This is a genomic window from Lentzea sp. NPDC037011 (genome assembly GCF_055607425.1).
Window position 1 is genome coordinate 337,287 of sequence record NZ_JBVJRT010000004.1, and the last position, 17,209, is coordinate 354,495.

At 72.2% G+C, this 17,209-nt stretch carries 13 protein-coding genes; 1 reads left to right on the forward strand and 12 read right to left on the reverse strand.

Annotation, left to right across the window (positions count from 1 at the left end; genetic code table 11):
• Nucleotides 1-7: 7 nt before the first annotated feature.
• The 4 genes from ACZ7CH_RS13640 to ACZ7CH_RS13655 are packed head-to-tail and all read right to left on the reverse strand — an operon-like array spanning nt 8 to nt 3,928.
• The gene (locus ACZ7CH_RS13640) at nt 8-1,270 is read right to left on the reverse strand and encodes an ATP-binding protein (protein ID WP_360383565.1); all 1,263 of its coding nucleotides are present in this window, start codon (nt 1,268-1,270) and stop codon (nt 8-10) included.
• Complete coding sequence (aepY, locus tag ACZ7CH_RS13645) at nt 1,267-2,385, reverse strand: phosphonopyruvate decarboxylase (RefSeq protein WP_470373999.1); 1,119 nt, start codon at nt 2,383-2,385, stop codon at nt 1,267-1,269. The genes ACZ7CH_RS13640 and aepY overlap by 4 nt, the downstream gene beginning before the upstream one ends.
• Entirely contained in the window at nt 2,382-3,236 is an 855-nt protein-coding gene (locus ACZ7CH_RS13650) for an isocitrate lyase/phosphoenolpyruvate mutase family protein (RefSeq protein ID WP_360383570.1), read from the reverse strand. The genes aepY and ACZ7CH_RS13650 overlap by 4 nt, the downstream gene beginning before the upstream one ends.
• The gene (locus tag ACZ7CH_RS13655) at nt 3,233-3,928 is read right to left on the reverse strand and encodes a class I SAM-dependent methyltransferase (protein WP_360383573.1); all 696 of its coding nucleotides are present in this window, start codon (nt 3,926-3,928) and stop codon (nt 3,233-3,235) included. The genes ACZ7CH_RS13650 and ACZ7CH_RS13655 overlap by 4 nt, the downstream gene beginning before the upstream one ends.
• Before the next feature lie 336 nt (nt 3,929-4,264).
• On the opposite strand from ACZ7CH_RS13655, the gene ACZ7CH_RS13660 reads away from it, so the two are divergent.
• Nucleotides 4,265-5,014 (forward strand): dTMP kinase, encoded by a 750-nt coding sequence (locus ACZ7CH_RS13660; protein WP_470374000.1) that lies wholly within the window; start codon nt 4,265-4,267, stop codon nt 5,012-5,014.
• 37 nt (nt 5,015-5,051) lie between these two features.
• Here ACZ7CH_RS13660 and ACZ7CH_RS13665 read toward each other — a convergent pair whose 3' ends face one another.
• From ACZ7CH_RS13665 to ACZ7CH_RS13700, 8 genes are all read right to left on the reverse strand, one after another.
• On the reverse strand, nt 5,052-7,694 hold the full coding sequence (locus ACZ7CH_RS13665) for a DEAD/DEAH box helicase (protein WP_470374001.1): 2,643 nt from the start codon (nt 7,692-7,694) through the stop codon (nt 5,052-5,054).
• Between the two features lie 79 nt (nt 7,695-7,773).
• The gene (locus ACZ7CH_RS13670; RefSeq protein WP_470374002.1) at nt 7,774-11,184 is read right to left on the reverse strand and encodes a helicase-related protein; all 3,411 of its coding nucleotides are present in this window, start codon (nt 11,182-11,184) and stop codon (nt 7,774-7,776) included.
• A 131-nt stretch (nt 11,185-11,315) separates the two neighbouring features.
• Nucleotides 11,316-12,527: a sensor histidine kinase gene (locus tag ACZ7CH_RS13675; RefSeq protein WP_470374003.1), complete on the reverse strand. Its 1,212-nt coding sequence runs from the start codon at nt 12,525-12,527 to the stop codon at nt 11,316-11,318.
• Complete coding sequence (locus tag ACZ7CH_RS13680; protein ID WP_458432352.1) at nt 12,517-14,013, reverse strand: glycosyltransferase family 2 protein; 1,497 nt, start codon at nt 14,011-14,013, stop codon at nt 12,517-12,519. The genes ACZ7CH_RS13675 and ACZ7CH_RS13680 overlap by 11 nt, the downstream gene beginning before the upstream one ends.
• Nucleotides 14,010-15,098, reverse strand: coding sequence for a HEAT repeat domain-containing protein (locus tag ACZ7CH_RS13685; RefSeq protein WP_360383590.1), 1,089 nt, complete (start codon nt 15,096-15,098; stop codon nt 14,010-14,012). The genes ACZ7CH_RS13680 and ACZ7CH_RS13685 overlap by 4 nt, the downstream gene beginning before the upstream one ends.
• Nucleotides 15,095-15,469 (reverse strand): response regulator transcription factor, encoded by a 375-nt coding sequence (locus tag ACZ7CH_RS13690; RefSeq protein WP_360383593.1) that lies wholly within the window; start codon nt 15,467-15,469, stop codon nt 15,095-15,097. Before ACZ7CH_RS13690 ends, ACZ7CH_RS13685 begins: the two co-directional genes overlap by 4 nt.
• Nucleotides 15,470-15,573: 104 nt before the next feature.
• On the reverse strand, nt 15,574-16,032 hold the full coding sequence (locus tag ACZ7CH_RS13695) for a MaoC family dehydratase (protein WP_470374004.1): 459 nt from the start codon (nt 16,030-16,032) through the stop codon (nt 15,574-15,576).
• Nucleotides 16,033-16,060: 28 nt separating this feature from the next.
• Nucleotides 16,061-17,074: a beta-ketoacyl-ACP synthase III gene (locus ACZ7CH_RS13700; protein WP_360383599.1), complete on the reverse strand. Its 1,014-nt coding sequence runs from the start codon at nt 17,072-17,074 to the stop codon at nt 16,061-16,063.
• Between the last annotated feature and the right edge of the window lie 135 nt (nt 17,075-17,209).

Here is a 17,209-nt window from a genome sequence, read left to right on the forward strand (position 1 = left end):
GTCGTCGTCACACCTCCGTGAGCGCTCGGGATCGCCGGAGGCACCACTGCGCGATGTCCGCGCCGTGGTGCCGGACACCGGCGAGGTGCAGATCGCCGACTGCGCGCGCCACGCGGTCGTACGCCTGGGCGCGGCTGGTGCCGGTGGTCAGCACCTGCGCCGCGATGGTGTCGAGCACGACCGGCTGCCCCACGTCGAGCGTGCAGTCGACGACCACCCCCGGCCGCTCGGCGGGCAGGCTCACCCGCCTGAGCACCCGGTTTGCGGGCGTCCCTGGGCGGAGGAACAGGTGGCCTTGCACGACGTGCGTGCCGGCGGGCGGGTCGACGGGGGTCGACCGCGCCCCGGCGGCCAGCCCGAGCTGCAGGGCGATCACGTCGATCCCGGTCACCGCTTCGGCGATCCGGTAGGCGCCGGTGAGGCGCGGGTTGACCTCCTGGAACGTGTAGCCACCCGCGTGGACGAGGAACTCGACCGTCACCACGTTGAGCAGGCCGAACGCGCGCGCCACCCGCTGGGCGTCGGCTCGCATCGCCGCCAGGAGCACCTCGGGCACGCCGTGGACGGGCGCGGCCTCCAGCAGCTTGCGGTTGCCCGCCACCAGCAGCGATTCCCGCTCGCACAGGTGTGCGGCGTTGCCCTGGTCGTCGACCGCCACCACCACTCCGACCACGCGCGCGGGTTCCACGTACCGCTCGGCGTACCAGTCCGGGTGGTCGGCCAGCGCGGCGGACAGTTCCGCCGGACACCGGACCACGCGGACCCCCTCACCCTGCCGGCAGCGCGACCGCTTGAGCACGACGGGCAGGCCGTGGCGGGCGACGAGCGCGCGGATCATCCGCCTGCCGACGGCGTGGGGAAGCACGGGCACGCCGGCGCGCTCGGCCGTCTCGACCGCCCAGGCCGTGTCACCGGCCACCGCGAGCGCCGCCTCCGGTGAGCCGACGAACCGGATGCCCCGCTCCGCGAGCCCGCGGGCCAGTGCCGGGTCCTCCGCGACGGCTCCCCAGCCGGGGTGCACGGCGTCCACCCCGGCCGCGACCGCCGCGCGGACGACGCAGTCGGCGCAGTCGTAACCGCCGCAGCCGGCACCGGCGCGGGTGGTGGCGGCGCAGCCGGCTGCGTCGAGCACCACGTGACCGGCGAGGACGTGCCGCCGCTGCGGGTCCGACGGCGTCACGACGGTCACCGGGGCGATGCCGAGGGCGCGGCACACCGCGGCCGCGCGCACCGCCGGTGCTCCACGCGCGGCGACCAGCACCGATCTCACCGGTCCACCCCGAGCCCGCTGGTGGCACACGCGGCGAACCGGAACCTCTCCCGGATGCCGCGGTTGTCGAGGACGGACGTGACGCGTGGCGGGGTCACCCCAGCGCCGGCCGCGATCCGCACCGCGACCAGGTGCGGGCCCGGTGCGCCCGCGACGCGCTCCAGGCAGGCGTGCACCTGCTCGACGGTCCGGCAGACCGCGGCGGTGCGGTAGCCGACGGAGAGCGCGAGGCGGTCCCAGGCGACCGGGTGGGCGCGGGTCCGCTGTCCACCCGTGGAGTCGTAGGCACCGTTGTCCAGCACCAGGTGGGTCAGGTTGGGCGGCTTCCTGTCACCCACCAGCGCCAGGCCACCGAGGTGCATCAACGCGGAGCCGTCGCCGTCCACCACGACGACCCGCCGGTCGGGCCGGGCGACCGCCGTGCCCAGGCCCAGGCCGATCGCGTGGCCCATGCTGCCCTGCACGTAGAAGTTGCCGGGGCGGTCGTCCAGCCCGAACAGCTCGCGGCTGATCATGCCGGTGGTGCTGTAGACCAGCGCGTCACCCAGGTGCGCGCAGATCGCGGCGACCGCGTCCGCGCGTCGCATCACCGCGTCCGCGGCCGTGTCCGGGACGGGGCACGAGGCCAGCGTCGCCTTCGGCACGAGCAGGGCGAAGCAGCGGTCGTGCCGGTACTCCCGCTTCGCCCGGTCGAGGGCGGCGTCGAGGGAGTCCACCGACGGTCCGAGCACCGCGTGCGCGACCCCCACGGCGTCCAGCAGCGCGGCCGTGGCGCGACCCATGACCTCGTGGTGCGGCTCGTCGTCGCGTGCGTCCGGCCACCCGCGCAGGCTCATCACGACCAGCAGCGGGATGTCGTAGGACATCAGCAGGGAGGTCAGCGGGTCGAGCAGGTTGCCCAGCCCGGAGTTCTGCACCAGCAGTGCGGCGCGGCGGCCGGCGAGCTGCGCGCCGGCCGCCATCGCCATCGCCACCCCCTCGTTGGGCGCGGGGACGTAGGCGCCGCGGCGTTCCAGGACGGTGAACGCGCCCTGCAGGTAGGAGCAGGGAACACCGGTGAAGAAGTCGAACCCGCGCGTCTCCAGCGCGCTGCAGAACACCTCCGCCTCGATCACGCTCCCCACTCCTCCCACTCGGCGGTCCTGGTCAGGGCGAAGACCTCCTTCACCGGCGCGATCGAGTCCTCGGCGGTGGCCGCGTCGCCACGCAGGTGGATCTCGCTCAGCACCGTGCGCACGGCCAGCACGGAGGCCCTCAGGGCCTGGTTGGCGTAGATGACCAGCGAGACCCCGGCGTCCTGCGCCTCGGCCAGGCTCCACCGGTAGTAGGTCGTCGGCACCACGACCACCGGCGCGCGGCGGCGCCACCGGTGGAGGAACTCGACGATCTCGTCGGGTTCGCGCCGCTTCGAGTGGACCAGCACGGCGTCCGCGCCGGCGTCGACGTAGTGGTGCGCCCTGCGCACCGCCTCGTCCATGCCCGCGCCGGCGATCAGGGCCTCGCAGCGGGCCACCACGGTGAAGTCCTGGTCACGCCTGCTGCGCACGGCCGCCTCGACGCGCTGGGCGAACGCGTCCGGGTCCTCCAGGACCTGTCCTCCGTCGAGATAGCTGTTGCGCTTGGGGAACACCTTGTCCTCGACGCAGATCCCGGCGATGCCCGCCGCCTCGCACAGCCGCACCACGCGGACGAGGTTGATCGCGGTGCCGAACCCGGTGTCGCAGTCGACCAGCGAGGGCAGGACCGTCGCACCGTCGATGAGCGCGGCGGCGTCGAGGCACTCGGTCATCGTCAGCAGACCGAGGTCGGGCAGCGCACGGGTGGCCGACAGCTCGAAGCTGGACACCCACACGCCGTCGAAGCCCGCCTCCTCGACCATCCGCGCGGTGAGCGGGTCCCTCGCCCCGACGATGCGCGAGACAGCCGGTCGCGTCAGCAGTTCGCGCAGCTCAGCGGCCTTGGTCATGCGTACCGCCCTCCGACGTGCCCGGGGCCGCGGTGCCGCGGCGTCGCGCGCTCCACCTCGAACAGGCAGTGCCAGTGGTACGAGCCGGGCGTCCCGTGCTCGGCGTCGAAGGCGTCGAGCAGTCTGAACCCCCGGTGCAGCCGCACCAGGTCGGCCTCGTCGGCGTAGAGGTGCGGATGGACCTTGTCGTCGGTCGCACGGGGCTGGACGAACGTGTTCGGCGCGACCTCGACGCCCCGGCCGTGCTGCGCGTTGCGCTTGGACAGCATCGTGGCCTGGTAGAGGCCACCGGGGCGGAGGACGCGGCGCACCTCCCCCAGCACCCGCGCCAGAACGTCCTCGTCGGCGTGGTAGACCACGTTGAAGGCCAGCACGAAGTCGAAGGCGCCGGCCGGACAGGGCAGGGACGTGATGTCGGCGACGTCCGCCGTCAGAAGCATTCGCCGGTCGGCCGCCTCACCGCGGACGAACTCCACCGCGGCGGCACTGCGGTCGATCGCGTGGACGGTGAAGCCCTCCTCCGCCAGCAGGAACGTGTGCCGTCCGATGCCGCAGCCGAGGTCCAGCACGTCGCGCACGCCGCGCTCGCGCAAGCGGTGGACGGTGTCCGTCACCCAGGGGTGCGGCGCGACCCAGCCGCTGCGGCCCTGCCGGGTGCGCCACATCCGGTCCCAGTAGAGGTGCGCGGTCATCTCGCCGCCCCACCGGGTTCTCGACCGGAGATTGCGACATCCGATCGGACAACGCGCGTTCGGGGCACGAGATCACCTACCTGACCGAGTGACGAGAATTGCGCACGGTGACGCACATCGATTCCGTCATCCATTCGGACAACGTGAGAAACTTTGAACATGAAATCCTCCCGGCCTGTCCGAGGTGACTGTACCGACATCGACTCCGCCCGGCGTGTCGAAATCCGACCCGACACTCATGTGGTGGGAATATCACCTTGACTCGAATGCAACGTGAAAGGCCTACGCAATTCCTGGAGAGGGATCGCCGTTCGGGCCGGGGAGGACGATCGAACAATGATCATCGCTTTGGACGGGCCCGATGGCGCGGGCAAGAGCACCCAAGTCCGCGACCTGGTCGCATGGGCACGGGCGGAGGGCCACTCCGCCGCCGTCGTCGGCAAATGGGACGTCTTCCGCCACGACGTGGTGCCGCACGCGCGGTTCCTGCGGGGCACGGACCAGGTGGACCTGCGCACCTGCATCGCGGAGATGCCCACCCCGGCACGGATGCTGTTCCTGGGGTGGATGAACGCCACCGCGGCCACACTCGCACTCGAACGCACCGAGGACCTCGTGGTCCTGGACGGCTACTGGGCGAAGCACGCGGCAGCCGAACTGCTCGCCGACTGCCCACCCGACCTCGTGCACACGATCAACGCCGCGATGGCGCCCGTCGACTCGGTCGTCTACCTCGACGTCACGCCGGAGGAGGCCTTGCGCCGCAAGGGCACCGACCTCGCCCCCTACGAGTGCGGCCGGGACGCCGGGTGCTCCCCCGCGCGCTTCCTGACCCACCAGACGGCCGTCCGCCGGGTCCTGCTCGACTGGGCGCGCACGCGGGGATGGACGGTGATCCCCAGCGACTCCCGGCAGAACGTCCAACGCGCCCTGCGCGACCACGTCGCCGCACTGCTCTCCGCCCCTCACCGCGGTACGACGGCGGTGATCGACTGGTCAACCGGATCACGCCCGCTCCGCGCAGCCACCACGGCCTCGGCGGACATCAGCCCGACCGCGACCGGGAGTCCGATCCGAAGCCGGTGATCCGGCGACCGGCCGAGTGGCGCGGGGCGCTCGGGGTCTACGAGGCCGGGCCGCCGAGCAGTCGTTTCCGTTCGGCGGCCACGATCTCGCGGGCGATCTCGGCGTCGGAGATGTCGAACGCCTCTGGCGCGCTGTCCGCCGTCGCCGAGGTGCGTGCGAAGTCGTCGAAGAGCTCGCGCTTGCGCCCGAGGATGTCGGTGATCCGGCGGTCGACGCCCTCCTCGGACAGCAGCCGGTGGACCTGGACCGTCTCGAGCTGGCCCATCCGGCGCGCCCGTGCGATCGCCTGCCACTCCGTGGTGGGCTTGAGCTGCGGCTCGCAGATGACGACCACCGAAGCGGACTGGATGTTGAGACCGACACCGCCGGCCACGATCTGGGCGACCAGGACCGCGCCACCGGCTGCCCCGGAGAACTCGTCGACCATCGCCTGGCGCCGGGCAGCGGGGACCGATCCGGTGAGCGGCCCGAACACCTTGCCGGGCAGGATGCGGGCGACGTCGTCCAAGACGCCCCGGAAGTGGGAGAAGACCAGCACCTTGCGCTGGTTCTCCTCGGCCTCCTCCACGATGTCGAGGAGCCTGCGGACCTTCTCGGACCTGTGGCCCGCCCGCAGCGCGGCCTGGCGCATCGCCATGAAGTTCGACTCGGCCACGGACGCGCGGTAGGCCCGCTGGTCCTCGTCCGAGAGCGGCAGCCACTCCTCCACCTCGACCAGCTCCGGCAGCTCGGTGAGCACGTCCTCCTGGTTGCGCCGCAGGTAGACGGGGGCGACCTGCTTGCGGAACTGGCGCGGGGCGTGCTCCCCCGCGTCGACCGCGAGGTCGGGGCGCAGGTAGTCGACGAGGTTGCGGAACTCCTCGATCCGGTTCTCCAGGGGCGTGCCGGTCAGCAGGACCGCGCGCGGGGCGCCGCCGATGAGCGCCCGCGACCTCGCCGTCCGCTTGGCCTCGGGGTTCTTGATGTAGTGCGCCTCGTCGAACACCAGGCAGGCGGGGGCGGCCTTCGCGGGAACCCGTCCCTCCAGCCACGCCAGGCTGTCGTACGTCGTGACGGCGACGCCGCCGTCTCTGACCCACTGCCTGAGCGCGTCGTCGCGGCCCTGGCCGTGCAGCCGGAACGCCCCCAGGTCCGACTTCGACCGGACTTCGCGGACCCAGTTCGTCACCACGGCCGCGGGGCAGACGACCAGGAAGTGGTGGGAGCCCTTGGCGCGCAGGTGCGTGAGCACGGCGATCGCCTCGACGGTCTTCCCGAGGCCCATCTCGTCGCCGATGATGACCTTGCGCTGCACGATCGCGAACCGCGCGCCGAACGACTGGTAGCCGCGCAGCGAGGCGCGCAGGTGGGACGTCTCCAGCTTGAGGTCGCGGATCGCGTCGAGGATCTCGTCCGGGAGGTCGCCGCCGGTGCCCTCCTCGTCACCGCTGAGGAAACCCAGCTCGGAGAGCATCGCGTAGTAGTCGGCGGGACGCGCGAAGAAGTCCTCCCACGGGTCGGCCGCGCCGCGGGACGTGCCGCCGCCGTCGTGGTGCCCGAGCGCCCCCGCCCAGTTCGTGACCCTGTCGCAGACCGCGCGAAGGTCCGCGACCTGCCGTTCGGCGGGGATCACCACCAGGTGGGTGGCGCCGTTGGCGACGGTGTTCGCGATGGCGCGCAGCTCTTCCACGGCCGCCAGCTCGGCGGCGGCCGCGCCGATGGACCGGACCGCGGACCAGGCGCGCAGGGCGCGGAGCAGCTCGGTGGCCGCGGGCGTCCGCTTGGCGATGTCGATGCGGACCGGCATTTCGTCCAGGGTGGTCTGCCAGATGGTGCGCGCGGCCCCGATCATCCGCTTGCCGGTCACCTCGCCCACGCCGGGAAGCGCGGGGATCGCGTGTTCGTGCCGCAGCACCGCGCCGACGGTGGTGATCCCGGCTTCGCGGAGCGCGCCGAGCCGGAGCTGTCCGCTCGTGGCCTCCCGCAGGCGTTCGACCGGCATCTCGGCGACCATCGCCATGGTCTCGTCCTGGCGCAGCGCTTCGGCGGCGGTGGCGACGACGGCCTGGACCTGGTGCACCTCGCGCAGCGACCGGTCGATCGCCGCCAGGGCCGCCCGTGCCGGTGCCAGGAACCGCACGTCGACCACCTGGGAACCGGCCGGGAGCCGGTGGGCGAAGCCGACCTCGGGCGCCAGCAGCATGTTCTCGGGGACGTCACGCGTCAGCGCCGGGTCCCACCGCTCCAGCTGCGCCAGTGCGGTCAGGGCACCCGAGCCGGTCAGCCGGCCGTCGAGCTCGGCGAGGTGCTGCACGCTGCCCGCTGCCTTCTCCTTGCGGGCCTTGGAGGCGAACAGGCGCCGGGCGCCGAACGCCGATCTGCTGTCGGCCAGCGCCGTGCGGACGCGGTCGTTCAGGAGACCGGTCAGAGCCTCGTGCGCCTGCTCGGAGACCTGCGGCAGCTCGTGCGCGCGCCGCAGCGCGGTGACGCAGGCACGGTCGTCGGGGCGCAGGCTGATGGTCTGCCACAGAACGGTCTGGCCGACCCCGCACCGGTGCACGCGGCGCTCGATCTCACTGGCGGCGGCCGCGGCCTCGTCCGCGACGGCCTTCCTGGTCGCGCGCACAGCCGCCGCCCGGTGGGACCACTGCTGGAGGCTGGCCGCGATCTCCTTGGCGCGCTCGCGTTCGACCTTGTCCATCGTTCTCTCTCGTCACCCTGCCTGCCGGCGTCGACCGGCGGGAGCTGCGGTCTGCTGTCCCCTCGCGAGCGTGTCCTGGTCAGAAGGGCGCTGTCCCCTTCGACCACGACTGGGCCCAGTCCCCGCGGACGCCCGTCGCCGCGAAGCCTCCCAGGTCGGTGGTCCTGAAGGGATCGGCGAGGTAGCGCACCTGGTCGTGCTCGGGACCGCGCGGGTCGACGGAGACGAGGGCGAGGCGGTAGTGGGGTGCGGCGTTCTTGCCCGTCATGACCTCGTTGTGGGTCACGAAGAAGTCCTCGGCACCCGCTGTGCGCGCCTTCACCTCGATCCGGATGGCGGTGCCGTCCGGGGCGGCGGAGAGCACGTCGAAGCCGGGGTTGGTGAAGGCCTGCTCCTCGGGTGCGCGGCCGAGCTTCCGCTCGGCCGCCAGGACGAGGTCGATCCCGCGCCGCTCGACCTCCTTGGTCTCCTTGGCGTGCAGGGGCGCGTTCCGGTCGATCTCGTCGGCGACCAGTGAGAGCGGGAGGACCAGTGCGGCGGTGACGAACCGCGGTGGCTGCGTCGACATGTGGCTCTGCCGGTCCAGCAGCTCCATGCGCCTGGCGAGCCGCACGTCGAGCTCGGCGGCCTTGCCGGCGAGGCTGGTGGCCGTCTCCTTCACCTTCTCCCCGCGCCGCTGCTTCTCCTGGGCGGCGGAGGCGTCCCGGAGCAGGCGCTCCCGCTCGGCGACCAGGCGTTCCCGGACCTGGTGGCGCGTCCGTTCCAGCTCGGCGGCACGGGCCGGGCGGACCTCGTCGAGGTACTCGCGGAGCCGGTGGGCGCTGATCCAGCTGAGCGCCTTGGTCTCGGCGTCGGCGAGCCACGCGGCGGTCTTGGCCTGGTCCACCCCGTGGCCGCGAGGAGCAGCCACGCAGTCCAGGTACGGCGCCGGGCCGGCGGAGGTGACGGTGCCGTGCTCGTCCACGAACACGTACCCGAAGCGGCGTGCCACGGACGCGCCGGTGGCGTCGTTCACGGTCTCCTCGACGCCGACCAGCAGATGGGGTTTCTCCAGCGTCGCCGACACCAGGACCGTGCCGGCGGCGAGGGAACCGGAGAACCGCTCGATCGCCAGGTCCACCACCGCGTCGTGCAGCGGGTGGCCCGGCGCGAGCAGGTCGGCCCGGACGGCTTCCTCGTCCCCGATGTGGTCGAGCGCGAAGCACACCCGCTCGTACCGCGACGCGACCGGGGCGTGCGCGTGGGCGCGGACCGCCGGTGGGACGTGGGGGATCTCGAAGCGCCCCTTCTCCCGCCGGACGACCTTGCCGCCCAGCCGGGCGAACGCGACCTTGAACGCCATCTCGACGTAGTGCGGCTGCAGGCGCTTCGCCCTGGCTTCGTCCATCGCCGCCCGCATCGTCTGGAGGTCGTCGTCCGAGAAGCCGGTCGCGGCCAGCGCCCGCTCGGTGAGCAGGTGCCGCACCCTCTTCCCGGCTGCCTCGTCGATGACCTCGTGCATGCGCGCCCGCACTTCGGGCTGCTCACCGTATTGGATGGCGCGCAGCAACAGATCGCGCAGAGGTGTCTCCGCGAACGCCTCGCCGAGGACGTCGAAGACCTTCCCGCCGTAGGACTCGCTCATCTGCTCCAGCTTCCGGAGCAGGGTGGCGAAGACCTCGCCCTCACGGGTGTCGGTGGCCACCAGGTTCCACAGCCGGCACACCTCGGTCTGGCCGATGCGGTGCACGCGCCCGAACCGCTGCTCGATGCGGTTCGGGTTCCACGGCAGGTCGTAGTTGACCACCAGGTGCGCGGCCTGGAGGTTCAGGCCCTCGCCCGCGGCGTCCGTGGCCAGCAGCACCTGGCACCCCGGGTTCTGGGTGAACTCCTCGGTGGTCCTGCGCCGGTCCAGTCGCCGCACCCCGCCGTGGATCGCCACCACCGCCTCGGGCCGCCCCAGCAGGGTGGTGATGCGTCCGCGCAGGTAGTCCAGCGTGTCCCTGTGTTCGGTGAAGACGATCAGCTTGCGCGGCACGCCTCTGCCATCGGTCGTGAGCGTGTGGTCGTGGAGGATGCGGGACAGCTCCGACCACTTGCGGTCCGTGCCGGACGCGCGGACCCGGGACGCGGCCGCGATGAGCACGCCGAGCTCCTTGAGTTCGGCGCTGAGCTCGGCGACGGTCTGGGCGGCCGTCGCGGCGTCCACGACCTCCTCTTCGAGGGACTCCAGCTCCTCGGCGCTCAGCTCGTCGTCATCGAGGACAGCGAGGTCGGCGTTCGGAAAGGACTCGGCGAACGAGCCCGCCTCGATCTCGCGCTTCTTGCGTTCGAGCCGCTCGGCGCGGCGGCCCAGTGACCGGTGGATCGCCTCGGGGCTCGAAGCCAGCCGCCGCTGGAGAACGGTCATCGCGAACCCGACGGTGTTCCGCCGCTTCCCGTCCAGGCGCTCGGCCCGGTTCATCCCGGTGCGCACGTACTCGGTGACGTCCTCGTACAGCTCCTGCTCCAGCGGGGTCAGCTGGTACGGGACCGTCTCGGCGACGCGTTCGGGGAACAGCCGCTTCCCCTCGAAGGTGAGGAGGCCCTCCTTGACCACGCGGCGCATGAGCCCCGCGGTGTCGACCGTGGTCTTCTTCCTTCCCGCGAACCGGTCCCGGTCGAGCAGGGTGAGGAAGGCCTGGAAGTCCTCCTCCTTGCCCGAGTGCGGGGTGGCGGTCATCAGCAGCAGGTGCCGAGCGATCTCACCGAGCTTCTCCCCCAGCAGGAACCGCTTCGTCTTGCGCAGCTCGCCACCGAACCAGTTGGCGCCCATGCGGTGCGCCTCGTCGACGACGACGAGGTCCCACCGGCTCTCCAGCAGCTTGCGCTGGAGCTCCTCGTTGCGGGCGAGCTGGTCCATCCGCGCGATCACGAGGTTCTTCGCCTCGAAGACGTTGACGTTGACGTTCGCGTCGATCAGCTGGTTGGTGAGCAGGTCGAAGCTGAGGCCGAACTTGAAGAAGAGCTCGTCCTGCCACTGCTCGACCAGCCCACCGGGAGCCACGACGAGACACCGCTGCACGTCGTCGCGGAGCACGAGCTCCTTGACGTAGAGACCCGCCATGATCGTCTTGCCCGCGCCGGGGTCGTCCGCCAGGAGGAACCGCAGCGGTGTGCGCGGCAACAGCTCCCGGTACACGGCGGAGATCTGGTGCGGCAACGGGCGGACGTTGCTGGTCGCCACCGCGAGCATGGGGTCGAAGAGGCCGGCCAGCTGGATCCGCTTGGCCTCGGCGGCCAGCTTGAAGTCCTCCGCGGGAGCGTCGAACGCACGCGCCCCGCTGTCGGCGACGGTGAGCGAGTCCTCGTCGTCGCGGTAGACGAGGCGCTGCCCCAAGGAGCCGTTGACGCGCTTGTAGGTCAGCTCGACGGTGTCGGCACCGTGCGGCTGAGCGAAGAGGACGGTGACCGTCTCGCCCGGCTCCACCCCGTTCAACCGGACACTGGACGTCAACGACTCCAACCGCACGCGCAAAGCTCCTGTCGACCGCACCACGACGTTCCCCACGGCATGTCGTGGCCTCGGCACGCGGTGTTACCGGCCGGCGTGCCATCACGTCACGGCTTGGCGAACGTCTCCGCAAGATCGCTTCAGCTCGATCAGGCGGCGGGCAGGGTGAACCAGACGGTCAAGCCGCCGTCGATGCCGTCGGCCATTCCGATCGTGCCGCCGTGGGCGGTGACGACGCGTCGGCAGGTGGCCAGTCCGATGCCCGTGCCGCCTTCGACCGTGCCGTGCTGGTGCACCTGGCTCAGCAGCGCGAAGGCCTCTTCGCGGCGTGCGGGTGGGATGCCCCTGCCGTTGTCGGCGATCTCGACGCGCACGAACTCGCCACTGTGCTTCGCCCGGATCCGCACGCGGAGCCGCCGGTCGGGGCGTGCGAAGCGGACCGCGTTGCTGATGACGTTCTGCAGCAGCGCTCGCAGGTGTGTCTCGTCGCCGCGGACTGCCGGCAGCGGTTCGAGGTCCAGCTCCACCGGCTCGGTTCCCGCGCCGGTGGAGCGGTCGTCGACGAGGTCGGCGAGGAGGGTGCCGAGGTCCACGGACCGGCACCTCAGCTGTCCGCCGAGCTTCGCGTACTCCAGCAGTTCGTCGACCAGGGCGTGCATGCGGTTCGCGGCGCCCCTGCCGCGTTCGACCAGTCGCCCGGCGGTCGGGGCGGCCACGACGGCAGGGTGGTCCGACAGCAGTTCGAGGAATCCCGTGATGCCCGCGAGCGGGTTGCGCAGGTCGTGGCTGACCCGTCCGGCGAAGTCGGCGAGCTCGCTGTTGGAGCGCAGCAGCTCGGCGCGGGCCGCGGACAGTTCCGCGACGGTGCGGGTGAGCGCCAGGCCGGACCGTCGCAGCTCCAGCACGTCGACGGCCTGGTGGGCGAGCAGGTCCAGGCTGCGCCGCTGTCGCGGGTCCAGCCGGCGGGGGACGTCGTCGAAGACGCACAGGGTGCCGAGCACGGCGCCGGAGGGCGCCTGCAGCCTGCTGGCGGCGTAGAACCGGACCGATGCGATCCGGCCCGTGACGAAGGGGTTGGCGGCGAAGCGGGGGTCCTCCCGTGCGTCGAACACCTCGACCGGCTCCGGGGTGACGATCGAGACCGCGCACATCGAGTCCTCCCGCGAGCAGACCGAGGGTGAGATCCCCACCGCCGCGACCTGGTGCTGCAGGTGCTCGCTGATCAGGTTGACCGCGCCGTGGGGTGCCCCGCAGACCTGCGCGGCCAGCTCCGCGAGAGCTTCCAGGTCGGGATGGCGCCCCAGGTCCTCGATGCCGTACTCGGCCAGCACGGAGTCGCGGTCACGCAGGTCAACGGGCATCGGGCACCGCCTCTCCCGGATGTGCCACCGGTCCGGACGCGGGCACGGGACCGCCTGCGGGCTCGGCGCTGGCGAACCCCACCCGCGTCATCCGGCCCCACTCGGCCTTCCCGCCCCGCAGGGCGTCCACCAGGCCGCGCAGCCGCCACACCGCCGTCAGCTGCCGGTAGCCGACGTTCTCGACGACCGCCACCACGAGGGCCACCGCCAGGTCACGCCAGCCGCGGTAGCGGTGGAACGAGTACTCCTCCACCACGAGGGCGACGAGGGAGAGCGCGACGCCGTAGCCGAACGCCACCAGGAAGAACAGCACGGCGAAGGCCCAGTCGACGGCCCCCATCAGCAGTCCGGCGGCGAGTGCGACGAGCCCGAACAGCTCGACCACCGGCGCGAGCAGCTCGAACAGCGCGTAGAACGGCAGTGCCAGCGTGCCGACCGCGCCGTACGCCGGGTTCCCGAGCATCCTGCGGTGCTTCCACAGGACCTCCGCAAGGCCTCGGGACCAGCGGCGCCGCTGGCGGCCGAGCACCCGCAGCGACTCCGGCACCTCGGTCCAGGCCACCGGCTCGGGGACGAACACGACCCTGGCGCGCCGCCGGTGCTCGCGCATCCAGCGGTGCAGGCGGACGACCAGTTCGGCGTCCTCCCCGATCGTGTCGACGTCCAGCCCACCGACCTCCACCAGGACGTCGCGCCGGAACAGGCCGAACGCCCCGGAGACGACGACGAGCGCGTTGAGGGCCGACCAGCCGGAGCGTCCCAGCAGGAACGCACGCAGGTACTCCACGACCTGCGTGCGTGCCAACCAGGTCCTCGGCATGCGCAGCTCGGTCACGCGTCCGGCCGTGACGGTGCTGTCGTTGACCGCGCGCACGACGCCGCCGGTGGCGACCACGTGTTCAGGGTCGTCGCCGAAGGGCCTGGCCACGACGAGCAGGGCGTCCGGGTCGAGGAGCGAGTCGGCGTCGACCATGCACACCAGCGGTTGGACCGAGACGTTGATGCCGGTGTTGTTCGCCGAGGCCTTGCCGCCGTTCTCCTTGCGGACCACGACCAGCGGCACCGCTCCCGGCGGGGCGTGCACCGAGGTGATGGCGCCGCGGGTGAGGACGTCCTCCGGCACCACCCGCGGGACCTCCACCAGACCGAAGTGGGAGCGCAGCACGTCGAAGGTGCCGTCGGTGGAGCCGTCGTCGACGACCACGACCTCGAAGAGCGGGTGCCGCAGGGCCAGCATGGCGTTGACGCTCTCGACGATCGTCGCTTCCTCGTTGTGCGCCGGCATCACGACCGAGACCCCGAGCGCCAACGGGTCGGTGTACGTCTCTTCGAAGCCCGCGTACGGGCGGCGCCGGAGGTGGCGGCGGAACTCGCGCACCGCGAGCAGGATCAGGCCGAGGTAGCTCGTGTTCAGCAGCAGGAAGTAGGCCAGCACGAACCAGTTGGCCAGAACGACGACGTCGCTGACGACGTCCAGCGCGGTCATGGCCGCACCGTCGCCGGCGGCCTCCTGGCGTTCGCCGCCGCCAGAGCCTCGCGGGCATGCCCCGAACGGTCAGCCACCCGCGCGAGAGCGGCCACTCCGTCAGGGCGAATCGCGGCGAGAGACGCGGCGGCCGTGTGCGCGACCCAATGCACGGGATCGTCGACCAGCTCGGTCAGCACCGGGACCGCGCGCCGCGCGCCCAGCACGCCCAGGGCCTCGGCCGCCGTCACCCGCAGCACGAGCGGCTCGCGGGCGGAGGTGGCGGCGATGACGTCGTCGACCGGGGTGGGAGCGCCGATCAGGCCGAGAGCACGGACCGCACGCAGGCGGACCTCGGTGGAGCGGTCGGTGCGCAGCATCGCCACGAGCACGGGTGCCGCCGCCACCGCGCCGATCAGGCCGAGGGCTTCGGCGACCTGGGCGCGAACGAGGTCGTCGGCGTGGTCCGCCGCGGCGAGCAACGGTGGGACCGCCGCCGGGCCGATCTGCCGCAGCGCGGTCATGACCAGGTGGTGCGGCAGCGGGGGTGTGCGCCGCAGGCCGTGCACGAGTGCGACCGCCGCGCTCGGGTCGGCCAGCCGGCCGAGGGCCCGCACGGCCACGGCCCGCACTTCCAGGTCTCGGTCCCCCAGGAGTCGTGCGAGCTGCGCCGTCGCCCCCGGTCCGCCCACCGCGCCGAGCAGGTGGGCCGACCGGGCACGCACCACGGCGCTGCGCCGATGTGCGCCGCGCATCGCCCGCTCCACCGAACCCCGCCGTTCGAGCAGGCCGACCACGGCGGTTCGCGCCTCGCCGCGCACCTTGCCGAGCATGGCGACCGCGACCGGCTCCAGTGCGCGCCACGTGCGCGCATCCACCGCGGCGAGCCGTTCCACGGACACGGCATCGTCGTCTTCTCCTGCGACCAGCCGGACCAGCCACGGGCGAGCGGAAGCCACCAGGCCCGCGCGGCGTGCGTCGGTGACCCGCAGCCACCACCGGCCGGCCAACACCGCCAGGGAGAGGGCGACGAGCAGCACGGCGAGGCATCCCACCGCGACGACCAGCACGTCGCGGTCGATCGACGGGGACACCGGTGAGGTCATCGCCGGCTGCGGGCCAGGACGGCGCGGACCCGGCTGGCCAGCTCACGGGGGCTGAACGGTTTGGTGAGGTAGTCGTCCGCTCCCCAGTCGAAGCCGCCTTCGACGTCGCTCTCCCGGGCACGGGCGGTCAGCAGGATCACCGGGATGCCGGCGGTGGCCTCGGCCGCGCGCAGTTCCCGGCAGACGTCCAGGCCGGTCATCCGGGGCATCATCACGTCCAGGACGGCGATGTCCGGCAGGGCGTCGCGGGCCAGGGTCAACGCCGTGGCGCCGTCTTCGGCGACGAGCACGTCGTAGCCCGACTGCTCGAGCTTGAACACCACGACGTCCCGGACGTCAGCATCGTCATCGGCGACGAGCACGGTGGTCATGGGAACTCCCGAACTCTCGGTCTCCCGTTCGAGGTACCCCTGATTAGACCATTCAGTCCTTCACGTCATCTGGATGGCGCAACCACCGCCGGATGAACGCCGTCTCACCGGTAGAGCATGACCAGGTCGGCCTTGCAGGCGGGACGGGGCTTCCCCTCGACCTCGACGACGACCGACACCACGACCTCCACGAAGTCACGCGGCCGCGACTTCGCCGACGTGAGCTCGGCGGTCAGCCGGATGCGTCCTCCGGCCGGAACCGGTGTGGTGAAGCGCAGCGCGTCGACGCCCCTGTTGACGACCGACGAGGCCCCGTCGACGCGGAGCACCTCGTCGAGCATCGGGACCACCAGCGACAGGGTGAGGAAGCCGTGCGCCACCGGTCCTCCGAACGGACCCGCGTCGGCCGCGGGACCCGCACGGTGGATCCACTGGTGGTCGCCGGTGACGTCGGCGAAGCCGTCCACCGTGCGCTGGTCGACGGTGCGCCACGAGCTCGTGCCGAGCCGGTCGCCGACTGCGTCGAGCAGGTCGGCCGGTGTGGCGAAGATCCGGGCCGTCATGAGGCGGTGAGCGGTACCGGGGAGGCGGTCACTCGATGACCAGTTCCGGCCAGGTCAGCACGGTGGAACCCCAGCTGAGGCCCGCGCCGAACGAGGTGACCAGTACGCGGTTGCCTGCGACCAGCTCCCCTGCGGCGGCGGCATCGCCGAGGACCAGCGGGATGGAGGCGGCGACCGTGTTGCCCACGCGGTCGACGTTCAGGAGGAAGCGCTCTTCCGGCACCCGGAGGTTGCGTGCCACCGCGCTGATGATCCGGGCGTTCGCCTGGTGGCACGCGAACCGGTCCACGTCCTCGAGGCGCCACCCTGCGTTGTCGAGCACCTTGCCCGCCGACTCGCTCATGCGCGCCACGGCGTGGCGGTACACCGGCTGGCCGTCCATCCGGAAGTGGACGTCGGCGGGGTCGAGCGGCTCTCCGGAACCGCGCTGCTCGGAACCACCGGCGGGCACGATCAACAGGTCCGAGCCGGTGCCGTCCGATCCCAGGTCGAACGGGCCGAAGGCGCCCGGTTCGTCCGCGGTGCCCGCGCGGAGCACCACCGCACCGGCGCCGTCGCCGAAGATGGCCGCGGTGGTGCGGTCCTGCGGGTTCAGCACCGTGGTGAAGGTGTCGGCGCCGATCACCAGCACGCGTTCGGCGATGCCCGCGGCGATGTGGCCCGCGGCCGTCGCGAGCGCGTACACGAAGCCCGCGCACACGGCGTTGAGGTCGAAGGCGGGCACCCCGCTCAGCCCGAGCCTGCTGGCGACCTCGGGCGCGGTGGACGGGCAGGGGTGGTCCGGTGTCGTCGTGGCCACGATCACCAGGTCGACGTCCGCGCCACCGGCCGACTTCAGCGCACGGGCACCCGCCTCCACCGCGAGGACCGAGGTCGACATGCCGGGTTCGAGCACCCGGCGTTCCCGGATGCCGGTCCGCTTCCGGATCCACTCGTCCGAGGTGTCCAGCTGACGAGCGAGCTCGTCGTTCGTCACCACCCTCGACGGCAACCACGTGCCGATCCCGCACAGCACCGCGGCACGGCGTTGATCCGCTGTCATACGTTCTCCCGTTGATCTCGCGTGGCGCGTCGACGCCGGTACGACGTCATCGACGCTAACCAGCGCGAGCCGGAATCGACTGTGGAAGTCCACAGCGGCGCGTTCCCGGCCGCATCGTCGCCAAGCCGAACCGCA